The organism is Pseudomonas sp. LBUM1651, assembly GCF_059716135.1.
Window position 1 is genome coordinate 378725 of the sequence record NZ_CP166805.1, and the last position, 22181, is coordinate 400905.

Below are 22181 nucleotides of genomic sequence, written 5' to 3' on the forward strand. Positions count from 1 at the left end.
CAGTGCTCACACGTCTTTGCGGATCGGCTCTTCGACTTTTTGCGCCTGCACGTCGATGGTGTGCGGCTGGTTCACGGACTGTGTGGTTTGTGGTTGAACCGGTGGCACCGGTTGGGCCGGGGTCACGGTAGGGTCGACGGGTTTGTCTTCATCATTCATGGCTTTGCGAAAGCCCCTGATCGACTCGCCCACGTCAGTACCGAGGTTTTTCAGTTTCTTGGTGCCGAACACCAAAACGACAACAACCAGGATGACGATCCAGTGTTTCCAGTCAAAAATGCCCATGTTGCTGCTCCTTTCTAATAATTGTTCAGGCGGACGGGCGCGAGGCTTTCTCGGCGTGTCCGGACAGACCGAAACGACGGTCCAGTTCATCGAGTACAGCCTGTGGATGCTGCCCCAGTTGGGCGAGCATTACCATGCTGTGGAACCACAAATCGGCGGTCTCGTAGATCACATCGCTGCAGTCACCGCTGATGGCGGCGTCCTTGGCGGCAATGATGGTTTCGACCGACTCTTCGCCGACTTTTTCCAGAATCTTGTTTAAGCCCTTGTGGTACAGGCTGGCGACGTAAGAGCTGTCGGCGGCGGCGCCTTTGCGCTCTTCCAGCACTTCGGCCAGTCGGGTGAGAGTGTCACTCATGTGTGTGCCCTGCGGAATAGATGGCGTGCGGGTCTTTGAGAACCGGGTCGACGGTTGTCCAGTCGCCGTTCTCGAAGACGCGATAGAAGCAGCTCTGGCGGCCGGTATGGCAGGCGATGTCGCCGATCTGCTCGACCATCAGGATGATCACGTCGGCGTCGCAGTCCAGGCGCATCTCATGCAGGGTCTGCACGTGGCCGGACTCTTCGCCCTTGCGCCACAGCTTGCCACGGGAACGTGACCAGTAAATGGCGCGGTTCTCGGCAGCGGTCAGTTCCAGCGCTTCGCGGTTCATCCAGGCCATCATCAGGACGCGCCCGGTCTTGTGATCCTGGGCAATCGCCGGCACCAGGCCGTCGGCGTCCCACTTGATCTCGTCCAGCCAGTTGTTCATCTTCAGTTCCTGAAGTAGCTCCAAGCTTTAAGCTTTAAGCTGCAAGTAAAAGCCAGTGCGCTTCGGTCTTTCGTAATGTGCAACGTGCAAATCTACAAGCGTTGCTGCGAATATCGCTTGAAGCTTGCAGCTTATAACTTGCAGCTTATTCGTGCTATCGGCGAACGACCAGATACAAGCCGACGGCCATCATGATTCCGGCCGGCCAGTAAGCCAGTTCGTTCAGCGGCCCGCCTGCGGCGAGTATCGAGCCGCCGGCCAGATGGGCTGTGCCGAGCAGGCGCAGGAACCAGTCGTCCCGGCGTCGATGCCACGGTGGTGGCGGGTCGTAGGCGTGGGGCTGTGACATGCGTTCAAGCAAGTCGCGGGCCATATTGGCCAGGTGCGGCAGCTGTTCGAACTGGCTCTGCACGTTGCCGAGCAAGGCTTTGGGGCTGACGCGTTCACGCATCCAGCGCTCAAGGAATGGCTGCGCGGTGTTCCACAAATCGAGGTCCGGGTACAACTGACGGCCGAGGCCTTCGATGTTCAGCAGGGTTTTTTGCAGCAGCACCAACTGCGGCTGCACTTCCATGTTGAAACGTCGAGCGGTCTGGAAAAGACGCATCAGCACCTGACCGAATGAAATATCTTTTAACGGTTTTTCGAAGATCGGCTCGCACACCGTACGGATCGCCGCTTCGAATTCGTTGAGTCTGGTTTCCGCCGGCACCCAGCCCGAATCGATGTGCAATTGCGCCACACGACGGTAATCACGCTTGAAGAACGCGAACAGGTTGCGCGCCAGGTAATCCTGGTCTTCCGGGGTCAGGCTGCCGACGATGCCGCAGTCGATCGCAATGTACTGCGGGCTCCACGGGTTGACGGTGCTGACGAAGATGTTGCCCGGGTGCATGTCGGCGTGAAAGAAACTGTCGCGGAACACCTGGGTGAAGAAGATTTCCACCCCGCGCTCGGCGAGCATTTTCATGTCGGTGCGTTGATCGGCGAGGGTCGCCAGATCGGTTACCTGAATCCCGTAGATGCGCTCCATCACCAGCACTTTCGGCCGGCACCAGTCCCAATAGACTTGCGGCACATACAGCAGCGGCGAGCCGTCGAAGTTGCGCTTCAACTGGCTGGCGTTGGCCGCCTCGCGCAACAGGTCGAGTTCGTCGTAGATGGTTTTTTCGTAGTCGCTGACCACGTCCACCGGGTGCAGCAGGCGTGCGTCGGCGGAGAGTTTTTCCGCGGCGCGGGCGAGGATGAACAGCCACGCCAGATCCTGCGCGATGATGGGTTTCAGCCCGGGGCGGATGACTTTGACGACGACTTCTTCGCCGGTTTTCAGCTGCGCGGCATGCACCTGCGCCACCGAAGCGGAGGCCAGCGGTTCGACGTCAAAGCGGCTGAACACTTCACTGATTTTCTTGCCGAGCTGTTCTTCGATCAGCTTGACCGACACTTGCGAATCGAACGGCGGCACGCGGTCCTGCAACTTCATCAACTCGTCGGCGATGTCTTCCGGCAGCAGATCGCGGCGGGTGGACAGGATCTGCCCGAACTTGATGAAAATCGGCCCGAGGTCCTGCAGCGCCAGGCGCAATCGGGCGCCGCGACTCAGGTCCAGCGTCTTGCGCGGGAACCAGCGCCACGGCAAGGCGTAGCGCAGCGCCAGCAAAAACCAAGGCAGCGGCAGGGCGAACAGCAGGTCATCGAGGCGGTAGCGAATCACAACGCGCTGGATGCGCAACAAACGGCGGACGGCAAGCAGCTTCATGCGTTATCGCTTGGGTCGAGGGATCGGGAAAGGCGCTCGAAACGCGCCTCGAGACGTTCCAGATCGAGTTTGATCTGGTCCAGTTCACTGAAACGGGCTTCGGCTTCGCGCTGACCGACGAGGGTGCGCGATTCTTCGGCCAGGTATTCGCCCAGGTTCTGATTGAGGCTGGCGAACCCTTGCTGATACCAGCGTGCGCGGTTGCGCAGGTGACCGCCGACCAGGTACGTGGCGACAGGGCCGAGCCAGCGTGAGAGTTCGTACTCCCAGTCCAGCTCGAGGTCCTGAAGGATCGCCGCCAGTTCCAGCAACAGGCCGCTGTCACCGTCGAGTTCAACTTCAGGGCCATGCAGGACCGAGGCCTTGTCCTTGCTCAGCGCCAGTTTCAACAGACTGGAGGCCGGTGCACGCAAGGTGCAGTCGGCGCCGGTTTCCCAGTGGGACGCCAACATCAAACCTTCGTCGCTGGGCAGGATGAACAGTTGCAGCACCGGGCTGCGGCAATCGACGGCAATCACCTTGCCGCTCAAATGCGCCAGCCGCGGCAGCGCCGTGCTGTCGAGACGCAGCACCCGGTTCAGACCGAGTTCAACGCTGGCGAGCAGGCCGGCCAGCAACATCAGGGTTTGATGCCGCGGTGCAGGGCGACGATGCCTGCGGTCATGTTGTGATAGGTCACGCGGTCGAAACCGGCCTCGACCATCATCGACTTCAGGGTTTCCTGATTCGGGTGCATGCGGATCGATTCGGCCAGGTAGCGATAGCTTTCCGAGTCGTTGGTGATCAGCTTGCCCATCAGCGGCATGAAGGCGAACGAGTAGGCGTCGTAGGCCTTGGACATCAGCGCGTTGGTCGGCTTGGAGAATTCCAGCACCAGCAAACGGCCGCCCGGCTTGAGGACGCGCAGCATCGAACGCAGGGCGTCTTCTTTGTGCGTGACGTTGCGCAGGCCGAATGCGATGGTCACGCAATCGAAATGGTTGTCCGGGAACGGCAGCTTTTCAGCATCGGCCTGGACGAATTCGACGTTGCCGGCCACGCCGAGATCCAGCAGGCGGTCACGGCCGACCTTGAGCATGGATTCGTTGATGTCGGCCAGCACCACCTGGCCGGTCGGGCCCACGAGGTGCGAGAATTTTTTGGTCAGGTCGCCGGTGCCACCGGCGATGTCCAGCACGCGGTTGCCGGTGCGCACGCCCGACAGCTCGATCGCGAAACGCTTCCACAAGCGGTGCATGCCGCCCGACAGGAGGTCGTTCATCAAGTCGTACTTGGCGGCTACCGAGTGGAAAACCTCAGCGACTTTTTCCGCTTTTTGGCTTTCCGGAACGTTTTTGAAACCGAAGTGCGTGGTGGGTTCGGCATCGCTGCCTTTGCGCTGATCAGTCATATCGCTGTCACCAGAAGAGAATGCGGGACATTCTAATCCCGGTGGCCTGCTTTGTCTTGGCAAGGCTGAAGGTAAGATAGGCAACCGCCGAGACGTTTTGCCGCAGCAGCGGTCAAGATGCTTCAGGAAAGTATCCATAAAGCAGGAGTCATTCGATGGCCCGTATTAGTGTTGAACGTGCCCACGGCCTGGGCAAGGAAACGGCCCGCGAGAAGGCCGACCAGTTGGCGCAGAAGCTGTCCGATCAATATGGCCTGGAGCCGCAGTGGTCTGGCGACACCTTGAACCTCAGGCGCTCGGGTGTGAAAGGTGCGGTGCATGTCAGCGAAGATTCGATCCGCGTCGATGTGGAGTTGGGCCTGATGATGTCGGCCATGAGCGGCATGATCAAATCAGAAATCGAAAAGGCCCTCGATAAAGCGTTGGTTTGACCGGCTTCGATTTGTGAATGCAATCCCTGTAGGAGCCGAGCTTGCTCGCGATGACGGTGTATCAGTCCACATTCATTTTGAATGATGAACCGCTATCGCGAGCAAGCTCGGCTCCTACAGGTTGAGGTGTGTGGCACCACCTGTTTATGTCAGTTGTTAGGGTGCCGTTTCTAATTTTTCTCCCTACTTTGTGCCTGAGCCCGACTCTTTCACGGGCAGTTCCTCAAACCTTCTGCGCGTGAGGTGCACCATGGCCAAAGTTATTTTGAAGAAAAAAATCGACGCTTCGACAACAGCTCTGAGCGACGTTAAATCCTATGCCCGCAAGATCTGGCTGGCAGGCCTGGGTGCCTATACCAAGGTCGGCCAAGAGGGCAGCGAGTACTTTCAAGAGTTGGTCAAGGCGGGTCAAACTGTTGAAACCAAAGGAAAAAAGCTAGTTGCCGAGAAACTTGAAGCCGCTAACGCCGAGATCGATGAAGCCAAGAGTGAAGTGAGCACGTTCCGAGGCAAGGTCGAAGTTCAACTCGACAAGGTCGAGAAGGCTTTTGACTCGCGTGTTGCAAGTGCCTTGAATCGTATCGGCATTCCGTCTAAACATGACGTTGAGACACTCTCTGCTAAGCTCGATGAGCTGACGGCATTGCTCGAACGCGTCGCGCGTAAATCTTAAGGAGAACGGGATGGCTGGTAAAAAGAACACCGAAAAAGAAGGCAGCTCGTGGATTGGGAAAGTCGAAGACTACTCCCGCAAAATCTGGCTGGCTGGTTTAGGCGTGTACTCGAAGATCGACACTGACGGCAGCAAGCTCTTCGATGCATTGGTCAAAGACGGCGAGAAAGCCGAGAAGCTCACCAAGAACGCTGTCGGCAAAAAAGTCGATGACGTCAAGGATTCCGCTTCCTCGGCCAAGTCGCGCATCAGTGGCGTGAAAGATCGTGCGCTGGGCAAGTGGGATGAGCTGGAAGGAGCTTTCGACAAGCGCCTGAACAGCGCCATTTCGCGCCTGGGCGTACCGAGCCGTAACGAAGTGAAAGCGCTGCACAGCAAGGTCGATACCCTGACCAAGCAAATCGAACGACTCACCGGTGCCAAGGTTGCGCCAGTTGCGGCGAAAACCGCAGCGGCCAAACCTGCTGCTAAAACGGCTGCCAAAACTGCCGCAGCAAAACCTGCAGCAGCCAAGGCAGCGGCCAAACCGGTCGCCGCAAAAGCCGCAGCCAAACCAGCTGCCAAACCTGCAGCGAAAACCGCAGCTGCCAAACCGGCAGTCAAGCCAGCGGCAAAACCTGCCGCAGCGAAGAAGCCGGCAGTGAAAAAACCGGCAGCGCCGAAAGCCGCTGCACCGAAACCAGCAGTGGCTGCCGCCAAACCGGCAACCCCGGTCAGCGCGTCGAACTCCGCTGCTGCACCGACCCCTGCTGCAACCCCGACTGCCGCGCCAGCTCCATCGACGCCAACCAGTCAGTCCTGATTTCAGGGCTCAAAAAAACGCCCGGCCTGCAAAGGTCGGGCGTTTTTGTTTGTGCACGATTTTGAAAACACCGCGGCCCCTGTGGGAGCTAGCCTGCTAGCGATAGCGGTTCATCAGTCAACAACAATGTCGACGGATAAATCGCTATCGCTAGCAGGCTAGCTCCCACAGGGACCGCGGTGTTCAGGAGTTACTCGTGCTCTTCGAGGTACTGCAACGCCAGTTGCTCAGTCGCGACCTTGATCGGCGGCAGCAGATGCGGCGCCACCAGCATCATGATCTGATACACCACCAGCCTCACTTCACCCTCACGATCCAGAATCCGCTGATAGTCCAGCGAGAACAGCAGCGTCATGGTGATCTGCTCCACCAATTGCCCCAGCGCTTGCGTGTCGCTGACCAATTGCCCCTGAGCCTTCAGCCGCGCCAGCAATGAAGCCAGCGTGCGCTTCAGCGCATTGAGCAGGTTGCGTATCCCTTTGGCCAGTTTCGGCAGACGCCCGGCGAGGTTCGACAGGTCCTGGAACAGAAACCGGTAATGAGCCAGGCGCTCGACGATCAAATGCAGAAACAGCCAATAGTCTTCAGGGGCCAGTTCCACGTCGGACGGCGGATCGAGCAGCGGCGCGAGCTCCGCCTGGAAGCGCTCGAACAACCCGAGAATCAGCGGTTCCTTGCCGTGGAAGTGGTAGTAGAGGTTGCCCGGGCTGATGCCCATTTCGTTGGCAACTTCCATGGTGGAGACGTTCGGTTCGCCCTTCTGGTTAAACAACTGCAGGGCACATTCGAGGATCCGGTCGCGGGTTTTCATCCAGTCTTCTTAATGATCAGGTCATGCTACGGTCAATTGGCCCCCTGTAGGAGCGAGCTTGCTCGCGAAAAACGAAAGGCCAACGCGGTTAGCCAGGCAGTGCGCGTTATCGTTAACGTCCATCGCGAGCAAGCTCGCTCCTACAGAAGATCAAAGTGGCAGAGGTGTTAGCCAACTCTTTCAGCGCACGCGCACGTAAGTACCGGGTGCCGCCTCCATCGGTGGATAGTTCTGGTTGCCGAGCGCCATGTGGGTTTCTTTCTGCGCGCCCGAGCGTTCCTGAATCCAGCCCAGCCATTGCGTCCACCAGCTGCCGTCGACTTGCTTGGCGTCGTAATACCAGGCCCGTGGATCGCCGCTCAGTTTCGTGCTTTCGATGAAATTGGCTTTCGGGTTTGAGGGTGGGTTGAGAATGCTCTGCACATGCCCGCTGTTGGACAGCACGAAGCGCCGCTCGCCACCCAGCAGCAGGGTCGAGCGATACACCGCATCCCACGGGGTGATGTGGTCGTTGATACCGGCCACGCTGAAGCTGTCGACGGTGACTTTCTGCAAATCGATCGGCGTGCCGCACACTTCAAGACCGCCCGGATGACTCAGCGGGTTGTGCTTGAAGAAGTCCAGCAGGTCGCCGTGAAAGGCTGCCGGCAGACGCGTGTTGTCGTTGTTCCAGTAGAGAATGTCGAACGCCGGCGGTTCCTTGCCCAACAGGTAGTTGTTGACGAAGTAGCTCCAGATCAAATCGTTGGGGCGCATCCAGGCAAAGACCTTGGCCATGTCGCGCCCGTCCAGCACACCCTTCTGATAGGAGCGGCGCTTGGCCGCTTCCAGGGTCTGCTCGTCGGCGAACAGGGTGGCCGGGCTGTCCATCTGGCTGTCGAGCAGGCTGACCAGGTACGTCGCGCTGGACACCCGCCGCAGTTGCCGTTTGGCCTGCAAATGACCTTGCAGCGCGGCAATGGTCAGCCCGCCAGCGCAGGCGCCCATCAGATTCACTTCACGAGCGCCGGTGATCGCCCGGCACACATTCATTGCTTCTTCCACGGCTTCGACGTAGGTCGACAAGCCCCATTCGCGATGGCGCACATCCGGGTTGCGCCAACTGATCATGAAGGTCTGCAGGCCGTTTTTCAGGGCGAACTGAACGAAGCTGTTGCTCGGGCTCAGGTCGAAAATGTAGTACTTGTTGATCTGTGGCGGCACCACCAGCAGCGGTTTGGAATACTGCTTCTCGCTCATCGGCTTGTACTGGATCAGCTCCAGCAGCTCATTGCGAAACACCACGGAGCCGGTGGTGGTGGCGACCGTTTTGCCGACCTCGAACGCCTGCTTGGTGACTTGCCTGGGCAGGCCGTCGTTGTGCAGGAAATCATCGACCAGATGACTGATGCCGCGCACCAGGCTGTTGCCGCCGGAGTTGAAAATCTCCTTGATCGCCAGCGGATTGAGCAGGGTGTTGGACGGTGACACCGCGTCGTTGAGCAAGGCGAATGCAAAGTGGGCGCGGGCGCGATCGTCCGGGGTCATGTTGCTTTCGTCGATCCAGCTTTTGACCTGCTTCTGCCAACTCAGGTACGCCTGCAGGCTGCGGCGATAGAACGGGTTGAGGCTCCAGGCCGGGTCGGCAAAGCGACTGTCCTGCGGGTTGGTCGGGTGCAGGGTTTCGCCCAGCAACACCCGCCCCAATTGACCGCCCAGCTTCAAGGCGTGCCGGGCGCTGTGCACCGGGTTGCGCAAACCATGGGCGGCAACACTGCGCAGGGTTGACATCAGATCCCGACCACGTAGGCCGGTAATCGCACTCTGTGCGTTGATGAACGCGGCGGGAGTGGGCAAAAACTCCCTCGCTGGCTTTTCGCGCATGACTCAACACTCCTTCGTCTTCAGGCCAAAAACAAATACACCGAACCAGAACACCATAGACGCTGTAACGGGTTGTTGCGCGGCGCGGCGTCTTGCCGACCCCTTTTTGTAACAAAAGCCGGGGTCGGTTAACCGCCCAATGGCGCCGGATGCGGATGCATCACGGCGCGCAGCCGTTCTTCCTCGAGGAATTTCATGATGATCGGCGCCACGGCCTCGGCACGGGTGATCAGGAACAGATGCCCGTCATCGATGATGTGCAACTGAGCATTGGGAATTCGCCAGGCCAGCACCCGCATGTTGATCAGCGGGATCAGCGGATCGTCGTCACCCGCCAGCACCAGTGTCGGCTGGTGGAGCTTGTGCAGCCAGTGAATGCTGGTCCAGCCGAGGCCTGCGAACAGCTGCCAGTAGTAACCGAGCTTGCCTGCCGAACGCACTTTTGCCGCATGGCTGGCGGCGAGGGTCGGATCGCGACGGAACGAGCCGCCGTAGATCATTGGCGCAATGCGAATCACGTGAGATGGCTGGATGTAGCGCCGTGGGCTGGCCATCATCCACAGCACTTTCGGTTTGCCCGGCACCATCAGCGCACCGGCTGCCGTGGCCGCTAAAACGAGTTTTTTGCAGCGCTCCGGGTAGTCGTAGGCGAACTGCTGGGCGAGGGCACCACCCCACGACACACCGATCACGTTGACTTGCCCGTAATCGAGATAGTCGAGCATCCGCGCCGTGAGTCTGGCCAGGCCCGGAAAACGGTACGGCCGGTTCGGCGTCGACGAGCCGCCTACACCCGGGACATCGAAAGCGATGACTTCGAGGTCCGGGTCCAACGCCGCGACGAACGGAAACACCAGCTCCAGGTTGGCGCCGATGCCATTGAAAATCAGCAAGGGCGTCAAGTGAGGCTTGCCGGGGCGTACCGCCGTACGGAGGGTCTGGCCATCCAGGTCGACGGTACGAAAAATGAACGGTTGCGGCATGCTTCAAGCCCTGTGGGTTAATTCATCCCCGATCCCCTGTAGGAGCTGAGCTTGCTCGCGAAAGCGGTGGGTCAGTCGACAGTTGCGTTGACTGACCCACCGCTTTCGCGAGCAAGCTCAGCTCCTACAGGTAAAACGAGGTGTGTCAGTTACCGCTCGTGTACGTAAGTGCCTGGAGCTGCTTCACCCGCGGGATAAGCCTTGTTGCCCAGTTTTGTCGGAGCTTTTTTCAGTTCGCCCGAACGTTCCGCTTGCCACGCCTGCCAGTGCAGCCACCAGGAATCGGTGTGCTTGGTAGAGTTCTCTTGCCAGTCCTCGGCCTTCAACGGCATCTCGACGCTGGTCATGTAGCGTGATTTCGGGTTGCCTGGCGGGTTCAGAATGCTCTGGATGTGACCGCTGCTGGACAACACGAACTCGACCTTGCCGCCAAACAGTTGCGCCGATTTGTAGCAGGACTTCCATGGCGTGATGTGGTCGTTGGTGCCGGCCAGGGAAAAGATGTCCGCCGTGACCTGTTTCAGGTTGATCGCCGTGCCGCACACTTCCAGTGCGTCCGGACGGATCAGTGGGTTTTTTTTGAACAGCTCGATCAGGTCGCCGTGGAACGCGGCGGGCAATCGTGTGGTGTCGTTGTTCCAGAACAGGATGTCGAACACCGGCGGCTCGTTGCCGAGCAGGTAGTTGTTGACCCAGTAGTTCCAGATCAAGTCATTGGGGCGCATCCAGGCGAACACCTTCGCCATGTCACGGCCTTCCAGCACACCGGCCTGATAAGAATGGCGCTTGGCGGCTTCGAGGGTCTGCTCGTCGACGAACAGGGCCACGTCGCTGTCCAAGGTAGTGTCCAGCACGCTGACCAGCAGCGTCAGGGCGTTGACCTTGTTCTCGCCGATCGCCGCGTAGTGGCCCAGCAGGGCGGTGCAGGTGATGCCGCCGGAGCAGGCGCCGAGCATGTTCACGTCTTTGCTGCCGGTGATCGCGGTGACCACGTCGACCGCTTCCTTGAGCGCTTCGATGTAGGTCGAAAGGCCCCACTCGCGTTGCTCCTTGGTCGGGTTACGCCAGCTGACGATGAAGGTCTGCACGTGATTGCGCAGGCAAAAACGCGCCAGGCTTTTGTCCGGGCTCAGGTCGAAGACGTAGAACTTGTTGATCTGCGGCGGCACCACCAGCAATGGGCGCTCGTGCACCTGCTCGGTGGTCGGCCGGTACTGGATCAGCTCCAGCACGTCGTTGCGGAACACCACTGCGCCTTCGGTCACGCCCAGGCTCTTGCCGACTTCGAATGCGCCCATGTTGACCTGGCTCGGCATACCGCCGTTGTGCACCAGATCCTTGGCCAGGTGCGAGAGGCCGTCGAGCAGGCTCTTGCCACCGGTTTCGAAGAAGCGTTTGACCGCCGCCGGATTGGCCGCACTGTTGGTCGGGGCCATGGCTTCGGTCATGAGGTTGATCACGAAGTGCCCGCGTGCCACATCCTTGGGCCCGAGGTTGCTGTCGCCGATCCAGTCGTGGAGTTCCTTGCGCCACGCCAGGTAAGTTTGCAGATAACGTTTGTAGAGCGGGTTCTGGCTCCAGGCCGGATCGGCGAAGCGACGGTCCTCGCTGGTAGGTTGCAGCCCGGATTTGCCGAACAGTACGTTCTTGAGTTCAAGGCCGAAATGAGCGACATGCCTGGCGCTATGAACCGGTTGCCTGATGGCCTGCCTGAGCACCATTCGAGCAGAAGCCAGTAGATCCTTTCCACGTAGCCCAACGACAGGATTCAGCCCCAAGGTGTTTTCCGAGGCCTGATACTTCAAGTCATCGTTATTCACTTTACTCATCTACGACGCTCCATTGTCCTGAGGCGAGTACCAGGGACCAGTTGTGTAGGTACACAGCCAATGCCAGGTACTACTGCTCGGGTGACCGTTAATGCTGCATCACTGTTTTTTAGTTCAGAGAGCACTGCAGGGAACTTGCCAGTTCCATTGGTTACCCGAGTTTAATTTTTTTCGCAAGCAGGCTAATGACTGACCTTGCGGCCAAGCATTCAAACAGATGAAATTAGAAAATGCCCTCTAACGCGCAAGAGGCTCGGGCTAGAGCATCAGCCTGACGACAGACTCGTTCGGATCACGTGTTTTGCCGGCAGCTTTCAGTTCGGCAAGATAATCGTTCCAGAGATCCTCCTGACGCACGCCCAACTGGTACAAATAGTCCCAGGTGAACAGGCCGCTGTCGTGGCCATCGTCGAAGGTCAATTTCAGTGCGTACTGACCGGCCGGTTCTACTTTGGTCAGGCCTACGCCGATCTTGCCAAATTGCAGGATAGGTTTGCCGTGGCCCTGGACCTCGGCGGAAGGAGAGTGCACGCGCAGGAACTCGGCGGGCAGGTGATGTTCCTCGCCGGACGCGTATTTCAGCGACAGGGTTTTCGAGGCTTTGTGCAGTTTGATGTCGGTGGGAATCATGGAAAAGGCCTTGGGCGGCAAGCTACAAGCTACAAGCTTAACTCCATCAGCTTGCAGCTTGCAGCTTGCAGCTTGCAGCTCTACAAAATGTAGCGCGACAGATCTTCGTTCTGCGCCAATTCGCCCAGGTGGCTGTTGACGTAGTCGGCGTCGATCAGGATCACTTTGCCGTCGTGGGCGCTGGCCAGATCGCCGGCGCTGAACGACACCTCTTCGAGCAGTCGCTCAAGCAAGGTGTGCAGGCGACGTGCACCGATGTTCTCGGTCTTCTCGTTGACCTGCCAGGCGATCTCGGCGATGCGCTTGATGCCGTCCGGCTGGAACTCGATGGCCAGACCTTCGGTTTTCAGCAGTGCGCAATATTGCTCGGTGAGCGACGCGTGCGGCTCGCTGAGAATTCGTTCGAAGTCTTCAGGCGTCAGCGCCTTCAGCTCGACCCGGATCGGCAGGCGACCTTGCAGCTCGGGCACCAGGTCGCTCGGCTTGCTCAAGTGGAACGCGCCGGAGGCGATAAACAGGATGTGATCGGTCTTGACCATGCCCAGTTTGGTGTTGACGGTGCAGCCTTCGATCAGCGGCAGCAAATCGCGCTGCACGCCTTCACGGGATACATCAACGCCACCGGAGTTACCGCGCTTGGCAACCTTGTCGATTTCGTCGATGAACACAATGCCGTGCTGCTCGACCGCTTCCAGCGCCTTGGCCTTCAACTCTTCATCGTTGACCAGGCGGCTCGCTTCTTCGTCGCGGACCAGTTTCAGCGCTTCCTTGACCTTGAGCTTGCGGCTCTTGCGTTTGCCCTTGCCCATGTTGGCGAACAGGCTCTGCAACTGATTGGTCATTTCTTCCATGCCCGGTGGCGCGGAGATATCGACGCCGGCCACTTCGGCGACTTCGATTTCGATCTCCTTGTCATCCAGCTGACCTTCGCGCAGGCGCTTGCGGAACAGCTGGCGGGTGTTGGAGTCGGCCGACGGGGCGTCATCGTTGTTGAAGCCCATGCGCGCCGGTGGCAGCAGGGCGTCGAGGATACGCTCTTCGGCGGCGTCTTCAGCGCGGTGGCGAACCTTGGTCATTTCCTGTTCGCGCAGCAGTTTGATGGCGGCGTCAGCCAGATCTCGAATGATCGACTCAACGTCGCGACCGACGTAGCCGACTTCGGTGAACTTGGTCGCTTCGACTTTGATGAACGGCGCGTTGGCCAGTTTGGCCAGGCGACGGGCGATCTCGGTTTTACCGACACCGGTCGGGCCGATCATCAGGATGTTCTTGGGCGTTACTTCAACGCGCAGCTCTTCCGGCAGCTGCATCCGGCGCCAGCGGTTACGCAGCGCGATGGCGACGGCGCGCTTGGCATCGTCCTGGCCGATGATATGGCGGTTGAGTTCGTGGACGATTTCACGGGGAGTCATGGACATAGTAATTGGCGGTCCTCAAGCAAAAGTGAGCCGTGGCGCTAAGGCCGGAACAGGCTTACTCGGCGAGGTCCTGCTCCTCAATGGTGAAGGTGTGGTTGGTGAATACGCAGATGTCGCCGGCGATGCCGAGCGCGGTTTCGACGATTTCGCGGGCCGACAGATCGGTTTTCTTCAGTAGCGCGCTGGCGGCGGCCTGGGCGTAACCGCCACCGGAGCCCATGGCGATCAGGCCTTCTTCGGGTTCGACCACGTCGCCGTTGCCGGTGATGATCAGGGAAGCGTCTTTATTGGCGACCGCGAGCATGGCTTCGAGGCGGCTGAGGGTGCGGTCGGTGCGCCACTCTTTGGCGAGTTCGACGGCGGCGCGAACCAGGTGACCCTGATGTTTCTCGAGCTGGCCTTCGAAGCGCTCGAAGAGGGTGAAGGCGTCAGCGGTGGCCCCGGCAAAACCGGCGATGACCTGACCGTGGTACAGGCGACGAACTTTCTTCGCGTTGCCTTTCATCACGGTATTGCCGAGAGAAACCTGGCCGTCGCCGCCCATGACGACTTTGCCGTGGCGGCGAACTGAAACGATGGTGGTCAAGGGAGAGTCTCCACGCAGCGGGGCGAAAATGCCTTATGCCAACTCATATGGGGGTGGTGGAGAGGATTTCAACTGCGGGACTTGGCGGGGGACGAATGGCGTACGGTGAACCTGTGGCGAGGGGGCTTGCCCCCGTTGGGCCGCGAAGCGGCCCTGAAGTCAGGCGCCGCGTAGCTTCAGTCAGGGCGGGGATTATGGTTTTACGGTCGCTGCGCAACCGAACGGGGGCAAGCCCCCTCGCCACAAAAGCAACCTACGCCTTCAGGTAAGGGCCCCGCCATCAAGAGTCAGCGGTTCTGGCGTTGTTGTAACAACAGGTTGCTGAACCCTGCGCCGGACAGTTGTTTCTGAGCGGTGGTCAGCTGTTCGCGGTTGCTGAACGGCCCGACCAGCACCCGATACCAGGTCTCGTCCTTCACGGTGCCGGATTCAACCGCCACAGCCTGACCGAGCAGGATGATCTGCGCACGCACCTTGTCCGCATCGGCTTCCTTGCGGAACGAGCCGGCCTGCAGGAAGAACTTGGTCACCGGCGCTGCCTTGGTCACGGGCGGTGGTGGCGGCGGGGTGATGCCAGCCAATGCTGCCTGGGCGCGGGCAGTGTCGATCTTTGCCGCTTCCGCTGGCGTTACCGGCGTGGTCGGTACGGCCGGCGTCGGCGGGGTTTTCTCCGGCACCGCATCCGGCGGCACGATGACTTCCGATTCCGGCAGCAGGGTGTAGAAGTCGTACTTCGGCTTCACCGGTTGCGTCGGGCTCGGCGGGGTCTTGTTGGCCTCGGCGATCTTGGTGGCTTTCTGCTGCTCGATCTTCTCGCGCTTGACGCTCTCGCTGCCCTTGCCCGGCTCCAGCTTCATCAGGAACACAATGAACGCGCCGACCGACAGGCCGATCGCCATCCACAGCCAGCCCGGAATCGGTTGCTTTGCAGGAGCTTGGTAACGGCTGGCGCCACGCTTGGGTGCAGGTTTTTTCTTGGCAGCCAACTTACATACGCTCCAGAGTTTCCAGACCCAAGAGTTCCAGGCCTTGCTTGAGAGTGCGGCCGGTCAGCGCGGCGAGGCGCAGGCGGCTTTGCATTTGCGCCGGGGTTTCAGCACTGAGGATCGGGCAGTTCTCGTAGAAGCTGGAGAACAGGCCGGCAACGTCGTACAGGTAGGTGCAGAGGATGTGCGGAGTGCCTTTCTCAGAAACGTTGTTCAGTATTTCACCGAATTGCGCGAGTTTTGCCGCCAGCTCATGTTCATGCGCGGCTTCAAGAACGATCTGGCCCTCGACTTCGCTGAAGTCCTTGCCGAGCTTGCGGAACACACCGGCCACGCGGGTGTAGGCGTACAGCAAGTACGGCGCGGTGTTGCCTTCGAAGTTCAGCATCAGGTCGAAGTTGAAGCTGTAGTCGCTGGTGCGGTGCTTGGACAGGTCGGCGTATTTCACCGCGCCGATGCCCACGACTTTGGCGATGTTGCGCAGCTCGGACTCGGCCAGCTCCGGGTTCTTGTCCTTCACCAGGGTGTAGGCGCGTTCCTGGGCTTCGGTCAGCAGGTCGATCAGCTTCACGGTGCCACCGTCACGGGTCTTGAATGGACGGCCATCGGCGCCGTTCATGGTGCCGAAGCCCATGTGTTCCATTTCCATCGGGTGCGTCACGAAGCCGGCCTTGCGGGCAACGGCGAACACTTGCTGGAAGTGCAGGGCCTGGCGCTGGTCGACAAAGTACAGCGCGCGATCAGCCTTCAGCTTGCCACTGCGATAGCGCACGGCCGCCAGGTCGGTGGTGGCGTAGAGGTAGCCGCCATCGGCCTTGACGATGATCACCGGCAGCGGGTCGCCGTCAGCATTCTTGAATTCGTCGAGGAACACGCACTGGGCGCCGTTGCTCTCGACCAGCATGCCAGCGGCCTTGAGATCGTTGACCACGTTGATCAGGTCGTCGTTGTAGGCGCTTTCGCCCATCACGTCGGCCATGGTCAGTTTGACGTTCAGCAGTTCGTAGATTTTCTGGCAATGGGACAGCGAGATGTCCTTGAACTTGGTCCACAGCGCCAGGCAATCGGCATCGCCGGCCTGCAGCTTGACCACCAGGCCACGGGCGCGATCGGCAAACTCTTCGGATTCGTCGAAGCGTTGCTTGGCGGCGCGGTAGAAGTTTTCCAGGTCGGACAGCTCGTCGCTGGTGATCGGGTTTTCCTGCAGATACGCCATCAGCATGCCGAACTGGGTGCCCCAGTCGCCGACGTGGTTCTGACGGATCACTTCGTCGCCGAGGAACTCCAGCACGCGGGCCACGCCGTCGCCGATGATGGTCGAGCGCAAGTGGCCGACGTGCATCTCTTTGGCGAGATTAGGGGCCGACAAGTCAACCACGGTGCGTTGCACCGGGCCTGCCTTGCGCACGCCGACGTGCTCGTCAGTCAAAGCGGCATCAAGGCGCGTGGCCAGGGCCTGGGTGTTCTGGAAGAAGTTCAGGAAGCCGGGACCGGCGATTTCGGTCTTGGTGACGTTTTCGTCGGCCGGCAGCGCGGCGATGATTTTCTCGGCCAGATCCCGCGGCTTCATGCCCGCAGGCTTGGCCAGCATCATGGCGATGTTGCTGGCGAAATCGCCGTTCTTCTTGTCGCGGGAGTTTTCCACCTGGATCGCCGGCGACAGGCCTTCAGGCAACACACCTTCGTTGACGAGTTGGGTGATGGCTTGTTGGATCAGCTGGCGAATGGTGTCTTTCATGGTCTTCTCTTTCGACCGCAAGCGCGGCGGCGCTTCGATGCGCTGGTGGAAAAACTGGGCATTATCCGTTGCGAAGGCGGGCTTGCCAACTATAGCGGGCAGGTTGTGGATATGTGGTGACAAATAGACCGCTATCGCGAGCAGGCTCGCTCCCACAATGGATCTCGAGTGTTCACCTGTTTTGCGCTCCCCACAAAACCCCTGTGGGAGCGAGCCTGCTCGCGATGGCGATCTCTAAATCAATACAAATCGACCGGATCCACATCGAGAGACCACCGCACCGCCCGCCCACTCGGCATCTGCTCCAGCACCAGCAGCCAACTGGCCAGCAACCGATGCAACGGCGCCCGAGCCGTCGCCTGCAACAACAACTGCGCGCGATAACGCCCGGCCCGACGTTCCATCGGTGCCGGCACCGGGCCGAGCAATTCGATCCCGGTCAGATTCTGTTCTGCCAGCAAACGCTCGGCCTCGCTGCACGCCTCGTCGAGAAAGCCTTCCGCCTGTCCCGGTTTATGCGCTTCCGCCCGCAGCAGCGCCAAATGCGCAAACGGCGGTAAACCGGCAGAGCGCCGCTCGCTCAGCGCCTGCTCGGCAAAGGCGAAATAACCTTGTTCGGTCAGTTGCACCAGCAGCGGATGGTCCGCCAGATGCGTCTGGATAATCACCTTGCCCGGCTCTTCAGCCCGGCCCGCACGCCCGGCGACCTGGACGATCAACTGCGCCATGCGCTCGCTGGCGCGGAAGTCGCCGGAGAACAATCCACCGTCGGCATCGAGAATCGACACCAGCGTCACCCGTGGAAAGTGGTGCCCTTTGGCAAGCATCTGTGTGCCGACCAGAATGCACGGCTGACCTTTCTGAATGGTCGCGAACAATTGATTCATCGCGTCCTTGCGCGATGTGCTGTCGCGGTCAACCCGCAGCACGGGAACGTCCGGAAACAGAATGGCCAAGCGTTCTTCGGCACGCTCGGTGCCGGCGCCCACCGGCCGCAAATCCACTTTGCCGCACTTCGGACAATGCCGGGGCACGCGTTCGACGTAGCCGCAATGGTGGCAGCGCAGTTCGCCGGAGCGCTGGTGCACGGTCATCCGCGCATCGCAGCGCTGGCATTCGGACATCCAGCCACAGTCATGACAAAGCAGGGTTGGGGCAAAACCTCGGCGGTTGAGGAACACCAGCACTTGCTGGCCGGCGGCCAGGGTCTGACCGATGGCTTGCTGCATTGGCCCGGAAATGCCGCTGTCGAGCGGGCGACTTTTCACATCCAGACGAAGGAATCGCGGCTGCTTGGCGCCGCCGGCGCGTTCATTCAGACGCAGGAGACCATACCGGCCGGTGTAGGCGTTGTGCAGGCTTTCCAGCGAAGGCGTGGCGGAGCCGAGCACGATCGGGATGTTTTCCTGCCGTGCGCGCACCAATGCCAGGTCACGGGCGTGATAGCGCAGGCCTTCCTGCTGTTTATAGGACCCGTCGTGCTCTTCGTCGATGATGATCAGGCCGGGGTTCTTCATCGGTGTGAACAGCGCGGAACGGGTGCCGATAATAATGTCGGCGTCGCCATCCCGGGCGGCGAGCCAGGCTTCAAGGCGCTCGCGGTCGTTGACTGCCGAGTGGATCAGCGCGATGCGCGCATTGAACCGCTGCTCGAAGCGCGCCAGGGTTTGCGGGCCGAGGTTGATCTCCGGGATCAGCACCAGCGCCTGCTTGCCGGCTTCGAGGGTTTCACGGATCAGCTGCAAATAGACTTCGGTCTTGCCGCTACCGGTGACGCCGGCCAGCAGGAACGCGTGATAGCTGTCGAAACCGGCGCGAATCGCTTCATACGCGGCGCGCTGTTCGGGATTGAGCGGCAACTCAGGTTGCGCCAGCCAATGCTCGTGGCGCGCGCCGGGAGCGTGCTTGCGGATTTCGACTTGTACCAGATCCTTGGCCAGCAGCAGATCGAGGCTGTCCTTGCTCAGCATCAGTTTGCTCAGCAATTGATGAGCGACGCCGTGGGGATGCTGGGCCAGGGTCGCCAGCGCCTCACGCTGACGCGGGGCGCGGGCGATGCGCGGGTCATCGAGGCTGGCGCCGGGCGCGGCGGACCAGAAACGTTCCTGACGTGCTTCGGCCAGCTCGCCCTGGCGCAGCAACACAGGCAGCGCCCAACTCAAGGTGTCGCCGAGGCTGTGCTGATAATACTGGGAAGTCCACAGGCACAGCTTGAACAGCGCTGGCGGCAAGGGTGGTGTTGCGTCGAGCAGGGCCAGGGCCGGCTTGAGCTTTTCTGCCGGGACTTCACTGGTGTCGGTGACCTCCACCAGAATGCCGATCATCTCCCGCCGGCCGAACGGCACCCTCAGGCGCATGCCCGGGTGCAACTGGGCGCGCAAGACCCCGGCCGGAGCTCGGTAGTCGAACAGGCGGCGCAGGGGCGAAGGCAGGGCGAGGCGCAGAATGGCGTCGGGCACGCGGGGGGATCTCGATAAACGGACAGTAAAGAAGTCAGGCGCATATTAATTGTGGGAGCGGGCTTGCTCGCGAATACGGTGGATCAGACACATCATCGTTGCCTGACACACCGTATTCGCGAGCAAGCCCGCTCTCCCACACGGATCGCGTATTGGCCGGGAGCCTAGCAGACGGTCGGTCTCAGCGACAGCTTGCGTGATTGAGATTGTCTGGTAGAATCCGCGGCCTAATTACGTGCGGTATTCAACAATAGTGTTGGGTGGCGGCGCGCAGCCTGAGGAAGACACCATGAAAGCTGATATCCATCCAGAATACCCAGCCATTGCTGTTACTTGCAGCTGTGGCAACAAGTTCGAAACCCGTTCGACTTTCGGCAAAGCCCTGGCGATCGACGTTTGCAACGAGTGCCACCCGTTCTACACCGGTAAGCAAAAGACTCTGGACACTGGCGGCCGCGTTCAGCGCTTCGCAGACCGTTTCGGTGCTTTCGGCAAGAAACCTGCTGCTGCAGCAGAGTAAGGTTCGAAGGCCCCATGGGCTTTACCTTGCTAATGAAAAAGGCGTCCCTTGCGGGCGCCTTTTTTGTGTCTGCGATTTGGCTGTCCGGCGCCCAGGCCTTTTGCCCGGCACCGGGCGGTCTGACACCTGTCGCGGTGCAACGTGTGGTGGATGGGGACACCTTGCGCCTGAGCGATGGCCGCAGCGTGCGGATGATCGGCTTGAACACGCCCGAGCTGGGCAAGCAGGGCCGTTCCGACGAGCCGTTCGCCGTGGCGGCGCGCAAGCGTCTGGAAGCATTGGTGACCGCCAGCGACGGCCAGGTCGGCGTGCTCCCGGGTAAAGAGAGCAAGGATCACTACGGTCGCACCCTTGCGCATCTCTATGGCGCCGATGGCGTCAACCTCGAAGCGCAGATGCTCGCTGAGGGCCTTGGGTTTCAGGTGGCGGTCGCGCCGAATGTCGATCTGGTCACCTGTCAGCAAGCGGCGGAACGCAGTGCGCGGCAGGCCGGGCTCGGCGTGTGGCGTCAGTCACCTGTACTGAAAGCGGAGCAGATCAACGCGTCCGGTTTCGCCGTGGTCAGTGGGCGTGTGAGCAAGGTTCAACGCAATCGCGGCGGCGTTTGGATCGAGTTGCAGGATGCGCTTGTATTGCGTGTTGCACCCAACTTACTGGGGCAGTTCGATGTCGCGGCGCTGGAGCGACTGAAGGGCAAGCAGGTCGAGGCGCGTGGCTGGGTCGTGGACCGTTCCCGCCGAGGCGGGTTGAAACCGGGGCAGGCACGCTGGCTCCTGCCTTTGACCGATCCGGTGATGTTGCAAGCGGCACATTTATAAAAAATTGTAGACATTTTTTATGTGGATTGTGAACAGACTATCCCTTGTGTTCCGTGGCTCTTGGCCCAAAGTCGTAGTGCCGGGCGCTTGACAGGGGTGACTGGTCAGTCTTGTGGGGACTTTGCGAGGCGCGTATCCTCGCTGACCAGTCTGTCCAACAGTAAAAGCGGAATGCCCCCATGTCTGATCTGAAAACTGCCGCTCTCGAATATCACGCCCATCCTCGTCCAGGTAAGCTGAGTGTCGAGCTCACCAAGGCCACCGCTACCGCCCGCGACCTGTCGCTGGCCTACAGCCCCGGCGTAGCCGAACCAGTACGCGAAATCGCCCGCGATCCTGAACTGGCCTACAAATACACCGGCAAAGGCAACCTGGTTGCAGTCATTTCCGATGGCACCGCGATTCTGGGCCTGGGTAACCTCGGCCCATTGGCTTCCAAGCCAGTGATGGAAGGTAAAGGGGTGCTGTTCAAGCGTTTCGCCGGCATCGACGTGTTCGACATCGAAGTCGATTCCGAAAGCCCACAAGCCTTCATCGACACCGTCAAGCGCATCTCCATCACCTTCGGTGGCATCAACCTGGAAGACATCAAGGCACCTGAGTGCTTTGAGATCGAACGCGCTCTGATCGAGCAGTGCGACATTCCAGTGTTCCACGATGACCAGCACGGCACCGCAATCGTAACCGCGGCCGGCATGATCAACGCCCTGGAAATCGCTGGAAAAACCCTCGCCGACGCCAAGATCGTCTGCCTGGGCGCCGGTGCTGCCGCCATCTCCTGCATGAAATTGCTGGTGAGCATGGGCGCCAACATCGAAAACATCTACATGGTTGACCGTACCGGCGTGATCCACTCCGGCCGTGACGACCTGAACCAGTACAAGGCTGTCTTCGCTCACGCGACCGACAAGCGCACCCTGGCTGATGCCCTGACCGGTGCAGACGTGTTCGTGGGCCTGTCCGGCCCGAACCTGCTGAGCGCTGAAGGCCTGAAGTCCATGGCGGCCAACCCGATTGTGTTCGCGTGCTCGAACCCGGATCCGGAAATCTCCCCGGAACTGGCTCACGCTACCCGTGACGACGTGATCATGGCCACCGGCCGTTCGGACTACCCGAACCAGGTCAACAACGTACTGGGCTTCCCGTTCATTTTCCGTGGTGCCCTGGACGTTCGCGCCAAGCGCATCAACGAAGAAATGAAAGTGGCGGCGGCCAACGCCCTGCGTGAACTGGCCAAGCTGCCGGTACCTCAGGAAGTGTGCGACGCCTACGGCGGCATCAAGCTGGAATTCGGTCGTGAGTACATCATTCCGAAGCCAATGGATGCCCGCCTGATCACCTTGATCTCCGACGCCGTCGCCAAGGCTGCGATCGAGACCGGTGTGGCAACCCTGCCGTATCCGAAGAACTACCCGCTGAAAAGCGTGGATGACGTGTTTAACGGATAA

22 protein-coding genes are annotated in these 22181 nt (G+C 60.2%); 6 read left to right on the forward strand and 16 right to left on the reverse strand.

The window, feature by feature from the left end:
- Positions 1-6: 6 nt before the first annotated feature.
- The 6 genes from ACA066_RS01830 to ubiE form a co-directional block, all read right to left on the reverse strand.
- On the reverse strand, positions 7-285 hold the full coding sequence (locus tag ACA066_RS01830) for a twin-arginine translocase TatA/TatE family subunit (RefSeq protein WP_497697886.1): 279 nt from the start codon (positions 283-285) through the stop codon (positions 7-9).
- A gap of 25 nt (positions 286-310) precedes the next feature.
- Entirely contained in the window at positions 311-643 is a 333-nt protein-coding gene (locus ACA066_RS01835) for a phosphoribosyl-ATP diphosphatase (RefSeq protein WP_008047820.1), read from the reverse strand.
- Complete coding sequence (gene hisI, locus ACA066_RS01840) at positions 636-1037, reverse strand: phosphoribosyl-AMP cyclohydrolase (protein WP_497697887.1); 402 nt, start codon at positions 1035-1037, stop codon at positions 636-638. Before hisI ends, ACA066_RS01835 begins: the two co-directional genes overlap by 8 nt.
- 154 nt (positions 1038-1191) lie before the next feature.
- A complete protein-coding gene (ubiB, locus tag ACA066_RS01845; protein WP_497697888.1) occupies positions 1192-2796 on the reverse strand; it encodes a ubiquinone biosynthesis regulatory protein kinase UbiB in 1605 nt (534 codons plus the stop codon).
- Positions 2793-3416, reverse strand: a complete 624-nt coding sequence (locus tag ACA066_RS01850) for a ubiquinone biosynthesis accessory factor UbiJ (protein WP_497697889.1) — start codon at positions 3414-3416, stop codon at positions 2793-2795. Before ACA066_RS01850 ends, ubiB begins: the two co-directional genes overlap by 4 nt.
- Positions 3416-4186: a bifunctional demethylmenaquinone methyltransferase/2-methoxy-6-polyprenyl-1,4-benzoquinol methylase UbiE gene (gene ubiE / locus ACA066_RS01855; protein ID WP_007948968.1), complete on the reverse strand. Its 771-nt coding sequence runs from the start codon at positions 4184-4186 to the stop codon at positions 3416-3418. Before ubiE ends, ACA066_RS01850 begins: the two co-directional genes overlap by 1 nt.
- Positions 4187-4341: 155 nt before the next feature.
- On the opposite strand from ubiE, the gene ACA066_RS01860 reads away from it, so the two are divergent.
- From ACA066_RS01860 to ACA066_RS01870, 3 genes are all read left to right on the forward strand, one after another.
- Positions 4342-4617 (forward strand): polyhydroxyalkanoic acid system family protein, encoded by a 276-nt coding sequence (locus tag ACA066_RS01860; RefSeq protein WP_497697890.1) that lies wholly within the window; start codon positions 4342-4344, stop codon positions 4615-4617.
- A gap of 250 nt (positions 4618-4867) precedes the next feature.
- A complete protein-coding gene (locus tag ACA066_RS01865; protein ID WP_497697891.1) occupies positions 4868-5290 on the forward strand; it encodes a phasin family protein in 423 nt (140 codons plus the stop codon).
- Between the two features lie 10 nt (positions 5291-5300).
- The gene (locus ACA066_RS01870; RefSeq protein WP_497697892.1) at positions 5301-6092 is read left to right on the forward strand and encodes a phasin family protein; all 792 of its coding nucleotides are present in this window, start codon (positions 5301-5303) and stop codon (positions 6090-6092) included.
- Positions 6093-6282: 190 nt separating this feature from the next.
- On the opposite strand, the gene ACA066_RS01875 is transcribed toward ACA066_RS01870, so the two are convergent.
- The 10 genes from ACA066_RS01875 to ACA066_RS01920 all read right to left on the reverse strand — a co-directional run bounded on the left by ACA066_RS01875 (position 6283) and on the right by ACA066_RS01920 (position 19395).
- Positions 6283-6903 carry a TetR/AcrR family transcriptional regulator gene (locus ACA066_RS01875; protein WP_150632735.1) on the reverse strand — a complete coding sequence of 207 codons (621 nt, stop codon included), beginning with the start codon at positions 6901-6903 and terminating at the stop codon, positions 6283-6285.
- A 180-nt stretch (positions 6904-7083) separates the two neighbouring features.
- Positions 7084-8766, reverse strand: coding sequence for a class II poly(R)-hydroxyalkanoic acid synthase (phaC, locus tag ACA066_RS01880; protein ID WP_497697893.1), 1683 nt, complete (start codon positions 8764-8766; stop codon positions 7084-7086).
- Between the two features lie 128 nt (positions 8767-8894).
- Positions 8895-9749, reverse strand: coding sequence for a poly(3-hydroxyalkanoate) depolymerase (gene phaZ / locus ACA066_RS01885; protein WP_497697894.1), 855 nt, complete (start codon positions 9747-9749; stop codon positions 8895-8897).
- 149 nt (positions 9750-9898) lie between these two features.
- Entirely contained in the window at positions 9899-11578 is a 1680-nt protein-coding gene (phaC, locus tag ACA066_RS01890) for a class II poly(R)-hydroxyalkanoic acid synthase (protein ID WP_497697895.1), read from the reverse strand.
- A gap of 258 nt (positions 11579-11836) precedes the next feature.
- Positions 11837-12208: a gamma-butyrobetaine hydroxylase family protein gene (locus ACA066_RS01895; protein WP_497697896.1), complete on the reverse strand. Its 372-nt coding sequence runs from the start codon at positions 12206-12208 to the stop codon at positions 11837-11839.
- A gap of 80 nt (positions 12209-12288) precedes the next feature.
- The gene (gene hslU / locus ACA066_RS01900) at positions 12289-13626 is read right to left on the reverse strand and encodes an ATP-dependent protease ATPase subunit HslU (protein WP_497697897.1); all 1338 of its coding nucleotides are present in this window, start codon (positions 13624-13626) and stop codon (positions 12289-12291) included.
- A 55-nt stretch (positions 13627-13681) separates the two neighbouring features.
- Positions 13682-14212, reverse strand: a complete 531-nt coding sequence (hslV, locus tag ACA066_RS01905) for an ATP-dependent protease subunit HslV (protein ID WP_030129223.1) — start codon at positions 14210-14212, stop codon at positions 13682-13684.
- Between the two features lie 287 nt (positions 14213-14499).
- Positions 14500-15198, reverse strand: a complete 699-nt coding sequence (locus ACA066_RS01910; protein WP_497697898.1) for an SPOR domain-containing protein — start codon at positions 15196-15198, stop codon at positions 14500-14502.
- A gap of 1 nt (position 15199) precedes the next feature.
- Entirely contained in the window at positions 15200-16936 is a 1737-nt protein-coding gene (argS, locus tag ACA066_RS01915) for an arginine--tRNA ligase (protein ID WP_497697899.1), read from the reverse strand.
- A gap of 239 nt (positions 16937-17175) precedes the next feature.
- Positions 17176-19395, reverse strand: a complete 2220-nt coding sequence (locus tag ACA066_RS01920) for a primosomal protein N' (protein ID WP_497697900.1) — start codon at positions 19393-19395, stop codon at positions 17176-17178.
- Between the two features lie 289 nt (positions 19396-19684).
- Between ACA066_RS01920 and rpmE the strand changes: the two genes are divergently transcribed.
- From rpmE to ACA066_RS01935, 3 genes are all read left to right on the forward strand, one after another.
- Positions 19685-19915: a 50S ribosomal protein L31 gene (gene rpmE, locus ACA066_RS01925; RefSeq protein ID WP_497697901.1), complete on the forward strand. Its 231-nt coding sequence runs from the start codon at positions 19685-19687 to the stop codon at positions 19913-19915.
- 14 nt (positions 19916-19929) lie between these two features.
- Entirely contained in the window at positions 19930-20733 is an 804-nt protein-coding gene (locus tag ACA066_RS01930) for a thermonuclease family protein (RefSeq protein ID WP_497697902.1), read from the forward strand.
- A 179-nt stretch (positions 20734-20912) separates the two neighbouring features.
- On the forward strand, positions 20913-22181 hold the full coding sequence (locus ACA066_RS01935) for a malic enzyme-like NAD(P)-binding protein (RefSeq protein WP_449642738.1): 1269 nt from the start codon (positions 20913-20915) through the stop codon (positions 22179-22181).

Excerpts from the sequence above, each read along its gene's own strand:
- ACA066_RS01830 (WP_497697886.1), bottom strand. The coding sequence starts at position 285 with ATGGGCATTTTTGACTGGAAACACTGGATCGTCATCCTGGTTGTTGTC.
- ACA066_RS01835 (WP_008047820.1), bottom strand. The coding sequence starts at position 643 with ATGAGTGACACTCTCACCCGACTGGCCGAAGTGCTGGAAGAGCGCAAA.
- hisI (WP_497697887.1), bottom strand. The coding sequence starts at position 1,037 with ATGAACAACTGGCTGGACGAGATCAAGTGGGACGCCGACGGCCTGGTG.
- ubiB (WP_497697888.1), bottom strand. The coding sequence starts at position 2,796 with ATGAAGCTGCTTGCCGTCCGCCGTTTGTTGCGCATCCAGCGCGTTGTG.
- ACA066_RS01850 (WP_497697889.1), bottom strand. The coding sequence starts at position 3,416 with ATGTTGCTGGCCGGCCTGCTCGCCAGCGTTGAACTCGGTCTGAACCGG.
- ubiE (WP_007948968.1), bottom strand. The coding sequence starts at position 4,186 with ATGACTGATCAGCGCAAAGGCAGCGATGCCGAACCCACCACGCACTTC.
- ACA066_RS01860 (WP_497697890.1), top strand. The coding sequence starts at position 4,342 with ATGGCCCGTATTAGTGTTGAACGTGCCCACGGCCTGGGCAAGGAAACG.
- ACA066_RS01865 (WP_497697891.1), top strand. The coding sequence starts at position 4,868 with ATGGCCAAAGTTATTTTGAAGAAAAAAATCGACGCTTCGACAACAGCT.
- ACA066_RS01870 (WP_497697892.1), top strand. The coding sequence starts at position 5,301 with ATGGCTGGTAAAAAGAACACCGAAAAAGAAGGCAGCTCGTGGATTGGG.
- ACA066_RS01875 (WP_150632735.1), bottom strand. The coding sequence starts at position 6,903 with ATGAAAACCCGCGACCGGATCCTCGAATGTGCCCTGCAGTTGTTTAAC.
- phaC (WP_497697893.1), bottom strand. The coding sequence starts at position 8,766 with ATGCGCGAAAAGCCAGCGAGGGAGTTTTTGCCCACTCCCGCCGCGTTC.
- phaZ (WP_497697894.1), bottom strand. The coding sequence starts at position 9,749 with ATGCCGCAACCGTTCATTTTTCGTACCGTCGACCTGGATGGCCAGACC.
- phaC (WP_497697895.1), bottom strand. The coding sequence starts at position 11,578 with ATGAGTAAAGTGAATAACGATGACTTGAAGTATCAGGCCTCGGAAAAC.
- ACA066_RS01895 (WP_497697896.1), bottom strand. The coding sequence starts at position 12,208 with ATGATTCCCACCGACATCAAACTGCACAAAGCCTCGAAAACCCTGTCG.
- hslU (WP_497697897.1), bottom strand. The coding sequence starts at position 13,626 with ATGTCCATGACTCCCCGTGAAATCGTCCACGAACTCAACCGCCATATC.
- argS (WP_497697899.1), bottom strand. The coding sequence starts at position 16,936 with ATGAAAGACACCATTCGCCAGCTGATCCAACAAGCCATCACCCAACTC.
- rpmE (WP_497697901.1), top strand. The coding sequence starts at position 19,685 with ATGAAAGCTGATATCCATCCAGAATACCCAGCCATTGCTGTTACTTGC.
- ACA066_RS01930 (WP_497697902.1), top strand. The coding sequence starts at position 19,930 with ATGGGCTTTACCTTGCTAATGAAAAAGGCGTCCCTTGCGGGCGCCTTT.
- ACA066_RS01935 (WP_449642738.1), top strand. The coding sequence starts at position 20,913 with ATGTCTGATCTGAAAACTGCCGCTCTCGAATATCACGCCCATCCTCGT.